Origin of the sequence: Candidatus Nitrohelix vancouverensis, assembly GCA_015698305.1 — a bacterium.
In the GTDB taxonomy this organism is placed as follows: domain Bacteria; phylum Nitrospinota; class Nitrospinia; order Nitrospinales; family VA-1; genus Nitrohelix; species Nitrohelix vancouverensis.
Genome location: CP048620.1, coordinates 1,744,207 through 1,762,435, shown reverse-complemented (window position 1 = coordinate 1,762,435; position 18,229 = coordinate 1,744,207). Strand labels below are relative to the sequence as shown.

At 52.5% G+C, this 18,229-nt stretch carries 14 protein-coding genes; 9 read left to right on the top strand and 5 right to left on the bottom strand.

The window, feature by feature from the left end; genetic code table 11:
- Nucleotides 1-184: 184 nt before the first annotated feature.
- Nucleotides 185-1,039: an HDOD domain-containing protein gene (locus tag G3M78_08120; GenBank protein QPJ65357.1), complete on the bottom strand. Its 855-nt coding sequence runs from the start codon at nt 1,037-1,039 to the stop codon at nt 185-187.
- 350 nt (nt 1,040-1,389) lie between these two features.
- On the bottom strand, nt 1,390-3,105 hold the full coding sequence (locus G3M78_08115; protein ID QPJ65356.1) for a glutamine--tRNA ligase/YqeY domain fusion protein: 1,716 nt from the start codon (nt 3,103-3,105) through the stop codon (nt 1,390-1,392).
- Nucleotides 3,106-3,190: 85 nt separating this feature from the next.
- Here G3M78_08115 and G3M78_08110 point away from each other — a divergent pair, with 85 nt between their 5' ends.
- The 4 genes from G3M78_08110 to G3M78_08095 all read left to right on the top strand — a co-directional run bounded on the left by G3M78_08110 (nt 3,191) and on the right by G3M78_08095 (nt 8,308).
- Nucleotides 3,191-4,087: a glycosyltransferase family 2 protein gene (locus tag G3M78_08110; GenBank protein QPJ65355.1), complete on the top strand. Its 897-nt coding sequence runs from the start codon at nt 3,191-3,193 to the stop codon at nt 4,085-4,087.
- On the top strand, nt 4,084-5,163 hold the full coding sequence (locus G3M78_08105) for an undecaprenyl/decaprenyl-phosphate alpha-N-acetylglucosaminyl 1-phosphate transferase (protein QPJ65354.1): 1,080 nt from the start codon (nt 4,084-4,086) through the stop codon (nt 5,161-5,163). Before G3M78_08110 ends, G3M78_08105 begins: the two co-directional genes overlap by 4 nt.
- On the top strand, nt 5,153-7,237 hold the full coding sequence (locus G3M78_08100) for a tetratricopeptide repeat protein (protein ID QPJ65353.1): 2,085 nt from the start codon (nt 5,153-5,155) through the stop codon (nt 7,235-7,237). The genes G3M78_08105 and G3M78_08100 overlap by 11 nt, the downstream gene beginning before the upstream one ends.
- 120 nt (nt 7,238-7,357) lie before the next feature.
- Complete coding sequence (locus G3M78_08095) at nt 7,358-8,308, top strand: tetratricopeptide repeat protein (GenBank protein QPJ65352.1); 951 nt, start codon at nt 7,358-7,360, stop codon at nt 8,306-8,308.
- 9 nt (nt 8,309-8,317) lie between these two features.
- On the opposite strand, the gene G3M78_08090 is transcribed toward G3M78_08095, so the two are convergent.
- Both G3M78_08090 and G3M78_08085 read right to left on the bottom strand, forming a co-directional pair.
- Entirely contained in the window at nt 8,318-9,307 is a 990-nt protein-coding gene (locus tag G3M78_08090; GenBank protein QPJ65351.1) for a glycosyltransferase family 2 protein, read from the bottom strand.
- Nucleotides 9,308-9,341: 34 nt separating this feature from the next.
- Nucleotides 9,342-9,959 (bottom strand): HAD family hydrolase, encoded by a 618-nt coding sequence (locus G3M78_08085; GenBank protein ID QPJ65350.1) that lies wholly within the window; start codon nt 9,957-9,959, stop codon nt 9,342-9,344.
- Nucleotides 9,960-10,895: 936 nt separating this feature from the next.
- Here G3M78_08085 and G3M78_08080 point away from each other — a divergent pair.
- Nucleotides 10,896-11,942: a DegT/DnrJ/EryC1/StrS family aminotransferase gene (locus G3M78_08080; protein ID QPJ66806.1), complete on the top strand. Its 1,047-nt coding sequence runs from the start codon at nt 10,896-10,898 to the stop codon at nt 11,940-11,942.
- Nucleotides 11,943-11,944: 2 nt separating this feature from the next.
- On the opposite strand, the gene G3M78_08075 is transcribed toward G3M78_08080, so the two are convergent.
- Nucleotides 11,945-13,540: a hypothetical protein gene (locus G3M78_08075; protein ID QPJ65349.1), complete on the bottom strand. Its 1,596-nt coding sequence runs from the start codon at nt 13,538-13,540 to the stop codon at nt 11,945-11,947.
- Nucleotides 13,541-13,749: 209 nt separating this feature from the next.
- Between G3M78_08075 and rfbB the strand changes: the two genes are divergently transcribed.
- Genes rfbB through G3M78_08055 form a run of 4 tightly spaced genes read left to right on the top strand, consistent with a single transcriptional unit; the run spans nt 13,750 to nt 18,224 of the window.
- Nucleotides 13,750-14,820 carry a dTDP-glucose 4,6-dehydratase gene (rfbB, locus tag G3M78_08070; protein ID QPJ65348.1) on the top strand — a complete coding sequence of 357 codons (1,071 nt, stop codon included), beginning with the start codon at nt 13,750-13,752 and terminating at the stop codon, nt 14,818-14,820.
- Nucleotides 14,821-14,823: 3 nt separating this feature from the next.
- Nucleotides 14,824-15,708 carry a glucose-1-phosphate thymidylyltransferase RfbA gene (gene rfbA / locus G3M78_08065; protein QPJ65347.1) on the top strand — a complete coding sequence of 295 codons (885 nt, stop codon included), beginning with the start codon at nt 14,824-14,826 and terminating at the stop codon, nt 15,706-15,708.
- Nucleotides 15,709-15,742: 34 nt separating this feature from the next.
- Nucleotides 15,743-16,690: a dTDP-4-dehydrorhamnose reductase gene (gene rfbD / locus G3M78_08060; GenBank protein ID QPJ65346.1), complete on the top strand. Its 948-nt coding sequence runs from the start codon at nt 15,743-15,745 to the stop codon at nt 16,688-16,690.
- Nucleotides 16,683-18,224, top strand: coding sequence for a Gfo/Idh/MocA family oxidoreductase (locus G3M78_08055; protein ID QPJ65345.1), 1,542 nt, complete (start codon nt 16,683-16,685; stop codon nt 18,222-18,224). Before rfbD ends, G3M78_08055 begins: the two co-directional genes overlap by 8 nt.
- Nucleotides 18,225-18,229 lie beyond the last annotated feature (5 nt).

The following is an 18,229-nucleotide window of genomic DNA, read 5'->3' as shown; positions in this document are numbered from 1 at the left end:
ATTGAAAGGATTTCCCGCAACTCAGACGCGCATCACGAATATCGCGATCCTCAGAGGAGGGGCTGGCGACCCGTCCCAACAGACAGGTCATGCTTATCATACTACTTCGGCAATCTCAACTGAGGACTTGAGGACGTTTATTAATTACAACTTAGGGAGTTAAAACAAGGAAACAGTGCAGGGGTCAGGCCGATTGCATGAATATGCCGGCGACCTCTTCAAACTGGTCGCGGACTTTGGCGAACACTTGGGGAAGGATGAATTTCTTTTTCAATTCGATGACGTTCCAGGACTCGGGATCCATCTCATAAGCGCCCTCTCCGCTAGAATTGTCCATTTTTTCAGCATAAAAATGCGCAACGTAGTTTGCGATATTGACGATTGCTGTTTCTCGCGGATACTTTTCCGCCGCTCCGGGGCGATGGTGACACGACACCGCCTCTTCCAGGCTTTCAGGCAATCTCCAGGCTTTGAGCAATTCGCCGCCAACGGCCGCATGATCGAAACCAAAAATCTTGCATTCCGAGCGATACAACACGTCGCCGGTCTTACGGGCAAATTCCACCGCCATGCAAAATTCTTTGGGGGCTTTCAAACACATCACCAGACGACCCACATCGTGCAGGAGTCCGGCGACAAAAAAACGCTCCACCTTGTATTCTCCGCTCAAGGTCGCAAGCGTGCGCGCCGCCAGGCCACAAGCGACGCTATGCCGCCAAAAGCCCTTCATATCAATCATGTCTTTTGGAATGCCCTTGAACTGCCCGACCACAGAAGTGGCCAACACCAGCTCGATCAACTGATCGGAGCCGATGATGCTCAAGGCATGTTCCACGGTTTCAACGCGAGAAGAGAAGCCATAATAGGCGCTATTTACCAAATGCAAGAGACGCAGGGTGAGGCCCGGGTCCATGGCAATGATCTCGCCAATATCGCCAAAAGTGCTATCAGCCTCGTCAACCGTCTCTTTGAGACGATAGAAAAGGTCTGGCAAACTCGCGATCTGGTTATCGCCTGAAATTAAATGTTCGATATCCATCAAAAAATAAGCAGAAGCAAATAATTGAATTTAAACTATTGAAAGCTCTACTTACTAATTTGCGGAATATGAAAAATAAAGTCAACCACCTTTTTCCCAGAACATTTCTCGCAAATGACTGCAAACAAAGGCGAGGAATAATATTTACAAATACTATCAATATATTGGAAACTGACTAAACACTGAAAAACCGCCAATTACATTTACAATCAACAAGAAAATTTTTTTCCGAATCCCGAATCCACATAGACCAAAGCAAGGAATATTTTCTGCAATTTAAAGCGCCAATGAAGCCGTTGATCTCTCCCAAGCATCATATGAATAGATATTTTTTTCCATTCTGGGGTCATTCAGGAGCCTTGTTTCAAAATTTTCCCCCAGGTATCGCGGAGCGTGACGGTGCGATTAAAAACTGGAACTCCGTCGGGTCGGGGTTGGTCTGCGCAAAAATACCCCAGTCGCAGGAACTGGTATCGGCTTTCCGGGCTTGCCTGGGCTAAACTCGGTTCGACCTTGCACTGTTGAAGCGTTTGCATGGATTCAGGATTGATCGCGTCCTTCAGTTCCGGTCGCACTTTTTCATCGCCGGGATTCTCATCCAGAAACAAACGGTCGTACAAGCGCACTTCCGCGTCCACCGCATGCTCGGCAGACACCCAGTGCAGGGTGCCCTTGACCTTGCGCCCCGCATTAGAGCCGCCGCTCTTGCTGTCCGGATCGTAGGAACACCGGAGAACGGTGATATTCCCAGCCTCGTCCTTAACGACCTCCTCGCACTTGATAATATAGGCGTGCTTCAAGCGCACTTCCCTGCCCGGCCCCAGCCTGAAAAATTTCTTTGGCGGGTCTTCCATGAAGTCATCTTGCTCGATGTACAAGGTTCGGGAAAAGGGTAAGCTTCGGGAACCCGCTTCCGGGTCTTCCGGGTTGTTCTCCGCTACCAGTTCCTCCGTTTCACCTTCCGGGTAATTGATCAATTCCACCTTCAATGGATTGAGCACCGCCATCACCCGCGCCGCGCTTTTATTCAAATCCTCGCGCGCGCAATGTTCGAGCAAGGCGACGTCCACTGTGCCCTGACTTTTGGACACGCCGATGCGTTCGCAAAAATCCCGGATCGCCGACGGCGTGTAACCGCGACGCCTCAGACCGGAAATCGTCGGCATGCGCGGGTCGTTCCATCCATCCACCATTTTTTCCTGCACCATCTTGAGCAATTTGCGTTTGCTCAAAACCGTGTAGTTCAGATTCAAACGCGCGAACTCAATCTGCTGAGGATGGTAAATCTCCAACTGATCCAGGAACCAGTCGTACAGCGGGCGATGATCTTCGAACTCCAGGGTACACAGCGAATGCGTGATATTTTCCAGAGAATCGCAAAGTCCATGCGCGAAATCATACATGGGATAAACCGACCATTCCGTCCCGGTGCGATGGTGCGACGCCTTCAGAATGCGGTACATCACCGGATCGCGCATGTTCAGATTGCCGGATTTCATATCTATTTTGGCGCGCAGAGAGCGACTGCCGCCTTCAAACTCGCCGGATTTCATGCGCGCAAACAGGTCCAGACTCTCTTCAACCGGTCGATTCCTGAACGGACTTTCCCGCCCCGGCTCCGAAAGGGTCCCGCGGTATTCGCGAATCTCGTCCGGGCTCAGATCGTCCACATAAGCGGAACCCTTGCGAATCAGTTGCAGGGCAAACTCATAGAGCTGTTCAAAATAATCGGATGCAAAAAACGCCGGTTCTTTCCAGTCGAACCCAAGCCAGCGCAGATCCTCCTGAATCGCTTCCACATAAGCCTGTTCCTCCTTGGCCGGGTTGGTGTCGTCGAATCTCAGATTACAAACTCCGTTCAAATCCTGCGCCAGTCCAAAGTTCAGGCAAATGGATTTTGCGTGGCCTATATGGAGATAACCGTTGGGTTCCGGGGGAAAACGCGTATGCACGCGACCGCCAAACTTGCCGCTTTCGTTATCCTGCTTTATGATCTGGCGAATAAAATGCGAGCCAGAAGAACCTTCAGCGGAGCTTGAAGGACGCTCTTCCTCAGTGTGGGACATCATCATTTCCTGTGAATGGTGTTTGCAGAAATTCCGCCGGTTGAATTCAATATCGATTTCGGCAATAATTTGTACCAGAATAGCGATGGATTATCAATTCGCTCCCTCAAGCCAGACGCGCGCCGTGAAACCAGACCTGTCCTGCATCATAGTCAATTACAATCATGGCTCCATCCTCGGACAGTGCCTTGAATCGCTGACCTCCATTCCGGCGCCGGAATCGTTTGAAACGATCGTCGTCAACAACAGCCCTGAAGATGAACTCGTGGCGGAGGCGGTGAAACCGCATCCTCGCGTGCGCCTCATTCAAAACGCACGCAATCTTGGTTTCTCGAAAGCCAACAACCAGGCGGTTCGCGAATCTGTCGGTCAGTATATTCTATTTTTAAATCCCGACGCAGAACTATTGCCCGAAGCGGTCGACGTCATGCGCGCCCATCTGGACGCGAATCCCCAGACCGCCCTCGTCGGCCCCAAGGTTCTGGACCCCGACGGCGCGCTCCAATACTCCTGCCGTCGATTCCCCAATCTCTGGACCGGACTCTTCAATCGCTACTCCCTGTTGTCCCGATGGTTCCCGGACAACCGCTTCACAACGCATTATTTGATGAAGGATTTCGACCACGCATCCATTCGAAAGGTGGACTGGGTCTCCGGTTGTTGTATGATGATTCGGCGTTCCGACTTTGAACAGGTCGGAGGCTTCGACGAAAATTACTTTCTATTCAACGAAGACGTTGATCTGTGTTTCGAGATGAAAAAACGGGGGCGCGACGTGGTTTATCTCCCCGAGGCTCGCATAAATCATAAAGTCACCGCAAGTTCCGGCAAAGTTTCCTGGCGAATCATTATTAAAAGGCATCAAGGGATGAGTTATTTTTACCGCAAACACTATCAGGGAAACGCTTTGGCCGCTGTCTGCGTCCATTCCCTGATCTTCATGCGATGCATGGCTCAACTGGCGATCAACCAACTCAAATGACCTTTTTTTCACAACCGATTCCAGGCTTCGTCTATTTATCAGGCTACATCATTGCCTTTGCGCTTTCCCTGTTTTTCACCTGGTCCATCATCAAGCTCGCGGATGAAAATTTATTCTTTCAGAATCTGTTTGAACGCGCCATGGCGCTGACGGACAAAAAGGTCAACCCCTTCGGCGGTATCGCTGTGACCTTTTCGCTCATTGGGTCCATGTGGATTTTGTTCGGGAGCGGTTTTCTGCCCAAAGAGAATCTGATTTTATTTCTGGTCATCACCGTCGGCGTCAGTTTGATGATGACATTGGGAGTGCTCGACGACATCTATCACCTGCCGCCACGATTCAAACTTTTCGCTCAGACAGGCATCGCCTTCATCATGTACGCGTCGGGATTCCAGATCGAAAGCATCGGCGGGTTGATTCAGCTCAACCACTTCTCCATCGTCCTCACCCTGCTATGGATCGTCGGGATCACCAACGCCATCAACCTGATCGACGGCATAGACGGACTCGCCGGCGGTGTGATATTTCTCTCCTGCCTCACCCTGTCCATCGTCTATCTGGAGCGCGGAATTCCAGAAGCCGCATTTCTCGCCGTAATTTTGGGAGGTAGCGTCCTCGGATTTGCCCTATCGAATTTTCCTCCGGCAAAAATAATTCTCGGCGATACGGGAAGCCTGCCCCTCGGTTTGATGGTTTCCTTAATCACCCTGTTGCCGCTCAACCAGGGTTACACCGATGAAATTTATTATCTGGTTCCGCTCATCACTTTACTGCTTCCCATTGTCGACACGACCTTCGCGTTTTTCCGAAGAATTTTCAAAGGCGTCAGCCCCTTTTCCAAAGACGCGGAACACCTCCACCACCGTCTTGAAAAGCTCGGCATGTCGACGGTGAAAGCGATCCTCATTTTACTGGGCGCCTGCCTGTGCTTTAATTTGTCCGCTTTAGGCGTGGTTTACAATATAGATATTCTCTCCAACATGGTTCCCAAATACCTCGCATTCATCACCTTGTCTGTTCTCGTTCTGGTGTTGAGTCTGCGGTTTGCGGAAAACAAAAAGCGAAATGGAAAATGAAGCGCAAGCTCATGCGACAGGCTCTTCCCGGATTTTTCTGCTTGCTCTGTTTTTATTAGTCGTCGGCGTTTACGCCAACACCTGGAACGCCCCCTTCAATTATGACGACTTCAACGTCGTCTTCGATAAAGTAGAAAACCAGGGTGAAGTCTATACAGAACCCTTCCCTCTGCGTTATCGACATGTTTTCTATCTGACCTTCTGGCTCAACTACCAGGCCGACGGAACCAACCCGCAAGGTTACCATTTAGTCAACACGCTCATTCACGCACTCGCCTCGATCGTCGTATTTTTTCTGACGCGGCTCGCTATCGGCAAAGGAACGCTTCTCGGGCTAGGCGCGGCGCAAACCATCGCCGCTTTGGCGGCGATCCTGTTCGCGCTCCACCCTCTCAACACCGAAGCGGTCGCATACATTTCCGGACGCGGCAACAGTCTGTCCGGTCTCTTCTGCTTTCTGAGCGTCCTGTGTATTGCCAAAGCCAACCTGCGAAGCTCGCGCCGGCAAACCCTGTGGGCCTGTTATTTTTTATCTTTCGTCTTTTTTGTTTCAGCGATGCTGTCCAAGGAAACCGCCATTTTCCTGCCTATCGGCATTTTCATTTTCGACGTCGCATTCATGCGCGGACCGAACTGGAGACCGTTTAGAGAGAGACTGATCTGGGTCTACGCGCCCGTCCCTCTGCTCGGGTTTCTGGCTCTGACCGCTTCGCCGGAACTGGCAGAATTCATTGCCAAATGGTCGAAACAGATGGACCCGGCTTACGCTCTCAGGCAAATTCCCGTTATCGGCTACGCCTTCAAACTCTTACTGCTTCCCATCAACCTGAGTTTCGATCATGCCTTCCCTGAAACATGGTTCGCCCGTTCCTATCAATGGAGCCTGCTACTGATCGTTTTGATTGCGTCGGCATGGATTACGACTCGCGCGCAGATCACGGAGCGCCCTCACTTGAAGATCATCCCCTTTGGAATTGCCTGGATTCTATTAGCGATGGCGCCGACCCATTCCTTCCTGCCGCGACTCGACTTGCTGAGCGAACGCAATTTATACACAGCAGGTTTTGGAGCGTCCCTGGTTCTCGCAACCCTTCTTTACCTGTGCGGCGCCGCATTCGAGCGAATGTTCGCGAATCGAGGTCGCGCCCTGCGCTGGGCCTTCCTGCTCACACTTCCTATCCTGTTTTCAGCGTTAACCGTCGAAAGAAATCTGGTCTACAGGTCGCAAGCCTCGCTCTGGCAGGACGTGCTGGACAAAGCGCCGGGGAAGCCCAGAGCCTTGCACAATCTCGGGCATTTTTATTTGAAGCAAGACGATTATGAAAACGCCTATGTCGTTTTCAACAAACTCTCCATTGCCAAAACAACGCCTTTCTACCTTTCGCAAGCGCGCGCCAATCTCGGCCTGATCTATCAATCCCGTCAGGACATCAATCGAGCGCGTCAGGAATTCGAAAAAGCGATCGATCTCGATCCCACCAATCCGCTCAGTTATTACAATCTCGGGACGCAATACGCCAACCAGCAACAATACTCCCCGGCGCTGGACTATTTTTTAAAGGCGGAAGAACGCTACAGGAATTATCGCTGGGGTTACGCTCCGCCCAGCCACCTTCCACTTTATATCGCCGATGTGCGTTTCCATCTTCAACACTGGCAGTTAGCGGATCAACTCCTGATCGAGTTTCAAAAGAAATATCCTGAAGACTCCCAGTCCCACAATCTGCGCGCGCGCATCCACATCGCCCTCGGCAACGACGCTATCGCTCGGAGATTCATTGCCCAATTGAACAAGACGCCTGCGCTTCAACTGGAATTGTTCAACGAACTCGGACTGCATTTTATCAAATCCGAACAATTCGACGAAGCCGCCAAGGCATTCAAAGACGCCCTGCGGATCGACTCCAAGGATTTTGCCGCCAATTACAACCTCGGAAAACTATTGTCTCGCCCCGAAAATCAGGGAAAATTCAAGGAACAAGCGCGCAATTATCTGGAGCAGGCGCGCGCCGTCAACTCCATTCCCGAAATGGATGCAACCCTTGATCATCTGTTGAAAAATTTAGCCCAATAAAGCGCTTTTTTTAGGCTCAGTGGTTGAAATAAATGAGCTTTAAGATGTAGAATAGCCTTGGGTCAACCCCGACCCGGTCCTGCGTAATTAACCCGTAAGCGCCTGAGAGGAATTCCTGCCATGCTATTTTCTTCACCCATTCGATTCTGCTCTATTGCCCTGCTGTCTGGCCTGTTGTTGACCGCTTCCATCCCATCCGCATTTGCCCAGACCTTTGACAGTGGAGAACCTTACAATCGCCAGGTGATCGAGTTGTACCAACAGGGTAAATTTGAAGAAGCGCTCGCTCCCGCCTTGAAAGGCGTCGAAATAAGAAAAGTAGAACTTCAATCCGACCACCCCAATCTGGGAGTTTCACTCAATAATCTGGCGCTGGTTCAGGCCGCTTTGGGAAATTACAAGGAAGCGCGAACGCTGTTCAGGGATTCCTTGAAAATTCTGGAGTCCAGTCTGGGAGCCGACCATTTGAAAGTCGCCGCTTCTCTGGACAATCACGGTTTGATCTATTCGTATCTCGGGGAATTTCAAAAAGCCGAAGCGCTACACCTGCATTCGTTGAAAATGCGGGAAAACAAGCTGGGGCCGTTTCACTCGAACATCGCCGTTTCGGCAAATTACCTGGCCGGCGTTTATGAATCGCAGGGCGAGTTGAAAAAAGCCGAGCCTTGGGAAATCCGTTCTCTGGAAGTCAGCGAAAAAACCCTTGGCAAGAATCATCCCAACGTCGCCGCTTCCTTGAACAATCTGGCCCTTCTCTATGCCAACATGGGAGAATACGATCTGGCGGTTCCGCTCTATCGACGCGCTTTAATCATCAGCGAAAAAGTCTTCGGCCCGGATCATCCCAACATCGCCATCGCCTTGAACAATCTTGCCGACATGCTGGAGAAAAAAGGCGACTACGCCAAAGCCGAACCCCTGTTCGCCAAGGCTTTTGAAATCCGCAACCGGCACTTCCAGAAAGAAAATTCAGAACGCCGCGTGGCTCAAAACAGCGTTGATCGCGTGAGAGAGAAAATCGAACGAATCAAAGAGCAGTACATCGGTTCCGTTACTCTTGAAGAGGAGTGAGAAATCGGTCTAAACGCCCCGTTTCGCCTTTGAGTAGGGCAAAACCCAGCCTTTCTTCAACATGCGCCGGAGCTCCGACATGGAAATCTTGCGGAGTTTCGCCTGTACTTGACGCTCCTTCCAAATACGCGGCAGACCCGCGAGAGCGTCGCATTTCGCTTTGATGATGGTTCCCGTCTGACCTCGCAGGGAATACCAGACCAGCGCCGCGATATTCGCCGCTAAATGTTGCGGAAGATAAACCCAGAACAAATAACCCGGCATGTTCTTGACGTAGGTCCAGACCAGGTTGCGAGCGCCGTGGTACACCGCGAAATCGCTGTCTCGCGCTGTGGTTCCCGAACCGACATGAGAGACGATCGCGTCTTTCACGTAATAACTTTGGCGCCCCGCCAGCCGTAAACGAAATCCCAGATCGACATCTTCAAAATAACAAAAATAAGAAACGTCGAAGCCTCCTGCCTCAAGAAACGCTTCTCTCGAAAACAAGGCCGCCGCCGCGCAGGGCGAAAAAATTTCGCCCGCTTGTCGGTCGGTCGCAGATTCAGCCACGCCGTGGTCCCTCCGCCAGGCCATGCCGCTGATATGATAGACATCGCCCGTCCCATCCAACAAATCAGTCGTCCCATGCATGCGCATTCGACTACCGAATGACGAACATTCAGGATGATCCGCCGCCGCGCGAAGCAGAGCTTCAAGCCAGTCGGGTTCGGGAAATGCGTCGGGATTCAAAAACGCCACCCAGCGACAATCAGACGCCATCGACACCGCGAGATTGTTTCCGGCGGCAAAACCCAGATTGTCTTTCTGAAATAAAAATTCCACCTTCGGGAAATTCGCCAGCAGGCTGGAGGCGGAATCGTCGGAGCTGGCGTTGTCCACCACCAGAACCCGGTCCGGCGTTCGCGACTGATTCGCTAAAGCCTCCAGACATTGGCGGAGATAAGCGCCGGAATTCCAGTTCACGATGATGACCGCGAGTTTGTCGGCGTCGCTCATAGCAGGCCAGCGCTTTCTAAAAACTGTAAACCCGTCATGAGGAAAGCCCGGAACGAGTTCGAAATTTCCCAGGAAAATACAACCGCGCGCATTCATAGGCCAGACGGCGCGTCCATCTGTGAATCGGCTTTTCGCACCCGGCGATGGGTTTCACATGCACAAATCGCATCCCGGCCTCGACCGCTCCGCCGTCGGTGACAAAATTATCGCCCACCATGCACACCCTCGAAAAATCCTGAACATTCAAATACTCGCGAGCCGCAATTTCAAATCCCTTTCGATCCGGCTTGGCGGGTACGTTTTTCACCACGGGAACCCCCTCAAACTGCTGAAAACGGCTTTCATCCGCATTGGTGTAAATTGCGACCCGGAGTCCCATTGTCATCATCTCGCGAACAAAGGCCAGCGACGGTTCAGGAAACACACGGCTCCGATGCGATGCGAGCACGCCGTCGGCATCGAGCAAGACCCCCTGAATCCCGTCGTTTATCAAGCGCTGGATATCAATCTCTGCGATGGAATCGACTGCAAACCAGGGAGACAGCTTGCGCGGACTGAAGGGGATGGAAAGCAATCTCCAGAGCTTGCAAAAAGTCAGCCCTTCCCGACTTGCTGAAACGGCGTTGGAATTTTGGGTGGCGTTCGTTGTCATGAATTTCTATCCTGAAAACAATGCGGATTCCGGTATCTGCCAGTGAAAAACCGATCCTGCCTACCTGCGAAGCTAAACCGCGGCGCGATGGGATGCAATCAAAAAACCGCCGCGAAATCCTGCAGGGCGCGCCCGTCAGGACCCAGAAAAGAGCGCGCATCCCCACGCCATAACGCCTGTGTATCGGGCGATTCGCCGTTTGACTCTCTCGCTTGCAATCGCAGATTCAAAGTCATATACTTTTCCCCGACGATTTCAGTTTTCAGATCGCGAAACATTTTCCCGCCAATTCTTTAAACTTACGATTCATCAAAGCCATTGTCGCTAATTTATTTCGCGCCGGAAACAAAAAATACAGATCAAATGAAGTCAGGCGCTGATTGTAAAAAACAATCCGATTGAGCGTTTTGCTCAACTCCCTGACCTGCAACCACCCTCTCAATTCGATAATTTGCCATGCAATATATAATTCATGTTGACGTCTTGTCAAAAGCCGCTCGAGATTTTTCAACCATTGAACCCTTGTTCGAGATCTGCCAGGAGAAAGGCGCCTCGCTTTGGGCCACTGCTTTCCATGCTGGGGCCTTACTCGCTTCCATTCAACAAAGAGAAGACGCCGAATTGCAAAAAGCCAACCTGAACCGGGCGCTGGAACAATTGAACCTGCTCAATCTGACCGTCCATGAAATGTCCCAATGCATGGTTCACCCGTCGAACAACATCAATACCCGCGTCTCCATCACAGCCAATCAGGCCTACAATCTGGACGGTATCGTCGCTGTCAATGTGGGATTGTTTAAAAATTGTCCGGCCCAGGCCTGCACCGTGCAAACCCTGGTGGAAACGCTCACAGTGGTCGGCGGTCGCACAAAACACGTCCCTCTCCTTAATATTGGCGCGAGCTACCCGGAAACCCTGTCGGATATTGAAAATGAAATGGCCGACGTCATTCGCTCAGGGCATTTCATTCTCGGCGGCAAGGTCAAGGAAATGGAATCGCAAGTCGCCAGTTATTGCGAGACTCCCCACGCGGTCGGCGTCTCATCGGGCACCGACGCCCTGATCATTTCCCTGATGGCCGCAGGCGTTGGCCCCGGCGATGAAGTCATCACCACTCCTTTCACCTTCTTCGCCACCGTGGGAGCGATTGCCAGACTGGGCGCGACTCCCGTGTTTGTCGATATCGAACCGAACAGCTTCAACATCGACCCCGCTCTCATTGAAGAACGCATCACGCCAAAGACGAAAGCAATTCTTCCCGTCCATTTATACGGTCAATGCGCCAATATGGACGCCATCAACAAGCTGGCATCAGCGCACAAGCTGACGGTCATTGAAGACGCCGCACAGGCGATCGGATCGAAATATCAAAACCGTCCCGCCGGATCGCTGGGCGACTACGGCTGTTTCTCTTTCTTCCCGACAAAAAATCTCGGCGGTTTTGGCGACGGCGGTCTGGTGACGGTCAAGGACGAGGCCCTCTACAAACAGCTTTCCATACTCCGCGTTCACGGCGCAGAGCCTAAATATTATCATCAGGTGGTCGGCGGCAACTTCCGCATCGACGCGATTCAAGCCGCCGTGGTTTCCGCAAAATTGAAATATCTGGACGGCTGGATTCGACGACGTCAGGAAAACGCCGCGCGTTATACCAGCATGATCCGCAAGGCCGGGTTGTCTGAACGCATTGACACGCCCGCCTGCGTCGAGCCTGGGCATTCTTACAATCAGTATGTGGTGCGGATTCCAAAAGACCGCGACGCGATGCGAACCTTTCTTGGCGAACGCGGCGTGGCCTCCGAAATCTATTACCCCGTCCCTCTGCATCTACAGGAATGTTTCGCTTCGCTGGGATACAAAAAAGGCGACTTCCCTCATGCCGAGGACGCCGCCGATCAGGTTCTTGCCTTACCGATCTCGCACGAGGTCACCGAGCAACAACAGACGCATGTCGTCAATATGCTCAAGGCGTTTTATCAATGAGTTTAGCTCGGATTGCTCGCCGGTGACTCGAATGCGCCTGAGGCGCGAAGCCGTTGCTCCAGAGCGCCGCCTTTACGGTAATAGAATTTGAAAGGGGCGTACGGAGTATTATCAGGAAACACGGCGTAGCTTTCCAACAACCATTGAAACATTTCATGCGTTTGTGGAAAGTATGGAGCGGCTATCAGCATCTCGGGTTTGTTGCGAACCATGTCCGCTTTAAATATTAAGGAATAGGGTTCTATCAAGGGACCGATCAAAAATACCGGAGGCCAGACGCCAACGCCGCTGGGGAGAGGTTTCCTGCTATAAAAATGAAGCCCCGAGTCCATGCCCCAGTTGAAAAAAGTTTCGTCGGGCTTCAACACATCATTGATCACTCTACCCACTCTCTGCGTTTCCGCAAACAGATCGCCGTATTTCATGCGCGCCCAATTGTCAGGGGTTATGAAATAATGTCGGACCTGAATAACGAGCAAAATAATCACCAACGCGACTCCCATCCCCTTTAAAGAAGCCTCCGCCTCCTCCCCTTTCAAATCAGCGATGGCGGTGATCGCCTTGGCGCCTCCGAACGTCAGTAAGGGCAACCAGAACTGGTAATAATGCGGAAAGAATTTTCCGGGAATGGCGACCATCAGGGCCACCGCCCCGGCGTAAGCGATCAGGCAAGCCGCCGTTCTGTCGACCTTCTTATTCCAGTACAGTCCGGCCCCTATCACGCAAACGGCAATCAAGGGAATCTCGCCGTACATGAAATCCGGCAGGAAGTTTTTGGGAGACGCTCCCTGAATCAGATTGTAAGACAAATCGCCGCCGTAATGGGCCATGTAAACGAAGAGATCATTCCAGAACTCTTCGAATCGACCGAGCGCGTAAAAGTACGCAAACAGACCGACCCAGGCCGAGATGCTGACGCCCGCCGAAGTCGCGAGTTGTCGCAATGCGCGCCCGCGATTCTCAATGCCTCCGGGTGGCAAGGCGACGTGAACAAAACCCAAAGCCAAAGCCATGAACACAACGTGGTATTTGTATAACGAGCCGAGAGCGAGAAGAATCCCGATGGCCACCGCTCTGCCCTGCCCGCTTCCCTTGCCGTCATCCCTCAGGATGAGCGCCAGAATCCAAATCAGACAACTGTTGATGAACACTTCCGTGTTGGGCTGGTTCGCCTGCACGAAGGGGTCGCAGGAAATCACCGCCCAGAAGGTCGCCGCCCATAAACCTGTAGACGTCTCATTGTTGCGTGCCGTCGCGCAATAATATACCCCGATCAGCGTGATGATAGACGGCACAATCCACAAGAGATAAATCTGCCAGAGACCAAAACCCGCGATCAATTCCCCAAGCGCATAAGTCGCCTGCAACAGAGGAGGACGGTCGGAGAAAATGTCGGTATAAATTTTCTTCCCGTTCAAGATTTCATGCGCTGTGACCGCCTGCGTTGTGATATCCCTCTCGAAAGGTTCGTCGAAGGTGTAATAGCGCATCGCCGCCATCAGCAGGCACAGCAATAGCAAAATCAGCCAGGGCGGCAAGGTTTGATTCATCAAGGATTCGGAAGCGTCTGAGGTATCCTGTCTGTCAGTCAAGTTCATAAAGGAGAGTCGCTCATTTTCAGGAAGGAAGAGATCAACACAAACTGGACGTTTTGTTAGAGAAAAACAAAGCAGAATCATTCGCTAGGATCACGCGCGACGACACCGCCCATGACTTGCAATCATACATGCAAAGCTCTATACTTTTTCATTATTTATTGCGTTCCTCTTATTGACCGTCGCATTTTTCGAAATTCTTTCAAAGCCCTATGAACACTTATTTCGTTACCGGCGGCTCAGGTTTTATAGGCAGCGCCTTTGTGCTGTCCCTTCTGAAGAATAACGATTGCAAGGTCGTCAACCTGGATAAGTTAACCTATGCCGGGAATCCTGACAACCTCGCTTCTCTCGAAAACGATCCCAGATATATTTTCCATCAGGGCGATATTTGCGATTCAGCTGCGCTGAATGAATTGTTAAAAAAATACCAGCCGCGCTTCGTCGTTAATTTCGCCGCCGAATCGCATGTCGATCGTTCCATCGACTCGCCCGAAGAATTCATTCAGACCAACGTGCTGGGAACGTTTCAATTGCTGAACGCTTCGCGAAATTACTGGAAACAACTTTCCGGAGCGGATCGCGACGCGTTCCGTTTTCTTCATATCTCCACGGACGAAGTTTATGGCGCGCTCGGCGCCGAGGGTTATTTTACGGAACAAACGCCTTACGCGCCCAATTCGCCTTACGCCGCTTCCAAAGCGTCGTCGGATCATCTCGTGCGTTCCTATTTCAAAACCTACGGCCTCCCGACGCTGACCACCAACTGCTCTAACAATTACGGCCCGCGACAATTCCCGGAAAAACTTCTACCGCTCATGATCCATAACTGCGCGACCGGCAAAGCCCTGCCCGTTTACGGCAAGGGGCAGAATGTTCGCGACTGGCTTTATGTGGACGACCATTGCAGGGCCTTGTCGCTGACGCTCGAATCGGGACGGCCCGGCGAGGTTTATAATATCGGCGGCTCCAGCGAAATGACCAATCTCGATACGGTGAAGCGCATTTGCGCTATCATGGACGAACTGCTTCCGGACTCGCCGCACGCGCCGCACGAATCCCTGATCACTTTCGTTTCGGATCGACCCGGGCACGACCTGCGCTACGCGATCGACGCAAGCAAGATCAAAACCGAACTGGGCTGGGAACCGATCGAAGATTTCGAGTCGGGACTTCGCAAAACCGTTCAATGGTATCTGGATAACCCCGAATGGGTCGCGCGCGCTCTCTCTGGCGAATATCGCGGCGAACGTTTGGGATTGAACTCACAGGTTTCAGGATAAGGCATGATACGCAAAGGAATCATACTCGCAGGAGGGAGCGGCACCCGGCTCTACCCGCTCACCCAATCCGTCAGCAAGCAACTCATGCCGCTTTACGACAAGCCGATGATCTATTATCCGCTCAGCGTCCTGATGCTCGCTGATATTCAGGAGGTTCTGGTCATCACCACGCCGGAATCTCAAGACCAGTTCAAAGGTTTGCTGTCGGACGGATCGCAATGGGGCATCCAGATTTCTTACGCCGCCCAGCCCAAACCCGAAGGACTCGCGCAGGCCTTCATCATCGGCAAAGATTTTATCGACGGCGAAGGTTGCTGTCTGGCTCTGGGCGACAACGTGTTTTACGGCTCCGGCCTGATCGACCTGCTCCATAACGCCGCCCATCGCGATCACGGCGCCACGGTGTTTGGCTACTGGGTGCGCGACCCGCAATTGTACGGCGTCGCTGAATTCGACGCGAATGGAACGGTGACGAGTATCGAAGAAAAACCGGAGAAACCCAAATCCAATTACGCGGTGACCGGATTGTACTTTTACGACAACCGGGTGGTCGACATTGCATCGAATTTGAAGCCCTCGCCGCGCGGCGAACTTGAAATCACCGACGTCAATCGCGCTTATCTGGAAAAAGGCGAATTGACGGTGGAGCGACTGGGCCAAGGCTATGCCTGGCTCGATACGGGTTCGCACGATTCCCTGCTCGACGCAGGTAATTTTGTCGAGACCATAGAAAAACGTCAGGGTTTAAAAATCTGTTGCCCTGAAGAAATCGCCTACAAAAAAGGCTGGATCAACGACAGCGACCTCATCAAACTGGCGGAACCTCTCAAGAAAAACAGGTACGGTGAATACCTGCTTGAGCTGACTCAACGCGACAAAACAATTTGACGTTCCAACACATTCGTTCTCTTGCGCAATCGCCATGCATATTTTAATTCTGGGAAAAAATGGGCAGGTGGGTTTTGAATTGCAGAAAACGCTGGCCCCATTGGGTCGGGTGACCGCTTGGGATCGAACCCATCTGGATTTGGACGCATCCGATACCATCGTTCCTCGAATCCTGGCGTTGAATCCAGACCTGATTGTCAACGCCGCCGCCTACACCGCAGTCGACGCCGCTGAGACAGACAATGAAACCGCTCACCGGGTCAACGCCGTCGCCCCGGGCCTGCTCGCGCAAGCCGCCTTGCAATGCCGCGCCGGATTGATCCATTACTCCACCGATTATGTTTTCGACGGCGCCCAGTCTCGACCCTACACGGAAGACGACGCCCCCAATCCGCTCAACGTTTACGGAGAAACCAAGCTGGAGGGAGAGCGGGAGATCGCCCGCACAGAGGCGCCGTACTGGATTTTTCGCGTCAGCGGAATCTACGGCAATCGGTCTAAAAATTTTCTCCTCACCATGCAACGTCTCGCGGGAGAAAGAAATACCATTCGCGTCGTCTCCGACCAGACCGGCGCTCCCAGCTGGTGCGCCTCCATCGCTCAAGCCACCGCAGACGTTATCCAATCCGCATCGACGCAACAGGCCTCGTTACAGGAGGCGATGCAGGACACGCGCGGCATTTACCATATGACCTGCGCGGGAGAAACCAGCTGGTATGGATTCGCCGAGGCCATATTCCAGTTATCCGACGGAGTAGGCCCTGAGTTGCAAGCCATCCCGACATCGGAGTATCCCACTCCGGCGCAACGCCCGCCCTACTGGGTCTTGAATAACAGAAAACTCGAAACAACGTTTCAGGTGTTCATGCCGCGCTGGCGCGACGCATTACAACGTTGTCTGGAAGCGCAAAGCAATGATGCAAACGCGCCTCAGGCAATTCCAAGTCCTTCGACAACTTCCGGGGAATCGCATCTTGAATGAAACCGTCAATCTAGCGCTGGTGGGGGCCGGATACTGGGGCAAAAATCTGGCGAGAAATTTTTCAACGCTGGGCGTGCTGCGTCTGGTCTGCGATCCTTCTGAAGCGGCGCGTAACGACGCTTTGAGCAAGGGAATTGAAACGACGGAATCTTTCGCCAGCGTGTTATCTCGCGATGATATTCATGCGATTGTCATCGCAACTCCGGCGGTCATGCACCATTCCATGGTTCGCGACGCCTTGCTGGCGGGCAAACATGTCTTCGTCGAAAAACCTTTGGCGCTCAACGCAGAGGAGGGAGAAGAGCTGGCCCGACTGGCGACGGAGCGGCAACGCGTTTTATTTGTCGGGCACATCCTGCATTATCACCCGGCGATCCTACGCTTGAAAACAATGGTCGCGAACGGCGAACTTGGAAAACTGCAATACATCTATTCCAATCGTTTGAACCTTGGCAAGATCCGCAGGGAGGAAAATATTCTGTGGTCCTTCGCCCCGCATGATATTTCTCTCATTCTCTCCCTCGTCAACGAAGAACCGGAATCCGTTCAGGCCATGGGTTCGAACATTTTGCACCCCGAGATCGCCGACGCGACCCTGACGCATCTGCGCTTTGCGTCCGGCGTGGCGGCTCATATTTTTGTTTCCTGGCTCAACCCTTTCAAAGAACAGAAACTTGTGGTGACGGGAGATCAACAGATGGCGGTGTTTGACGACACCGCGGCGCTGGAAAACAAACTGGTCGTCTACCCTCACCAGATTCACTGGAAAGCAGGCACTCCCATATCTGAGAAAAAGGAAGGCCGCGCGATTGATCTGACGAGTCAATGGGAAGAACCTTTGCTCGCAGAGTGCAGAGCATTTCTGGACGCTATCACTCATGGCAAAACGTTTTATACCGACGGCGCGGAAGGCGTGAAGACCTTGCGCGTTCTAGAACGCGCCCAGAACAGTTTGACGGCTCCTCCATCGATCCCAAAACCGCAGGAGAAAAATTACTTCCTGCACGAGACCAGTTCCGTCGAAGAGGATTGTTCCATCGGCGAGCGCACAAAAATCTGGCGGTTTTCCCACATCCTTTCCGGCGTCTCGATTGGCGAGGCCTGCAACATTGGTCAGAACGTCGTGATCGGCCCGAATGTTTCTATCGGCAATAACGTGAAGATACAAAACAACGTTTCCCTTTACGAAGGCGTGACCCTGGAAGACGACGTCTTCTGCGGTCCTTCCTGCGTCTTCACCAATGTCATCAACCCGCGCAGCGCGATTCCAAGGAAAGATCAGTTTCAGGAAACGCGGGTGATGAAAGGCGCGACCATCGGAGCGAACGCCACCATCCGTTGCGGCATCACCATTGGGAGCAACGCCTTCATAGGCATGGGCGCCGTGGTGCTGGAAGACGTACCCGATCAGGCGCTGGTCTATGGAAACCCCGGTAAAATACAAGGCTGGGTCTGTCAATGCGGCTGTACGCTTGACGCCTCGCATTTCTGCGCATCCTGCAACAAGCAGGCGCGCCTCCCTCAAATCAATTGACAGCC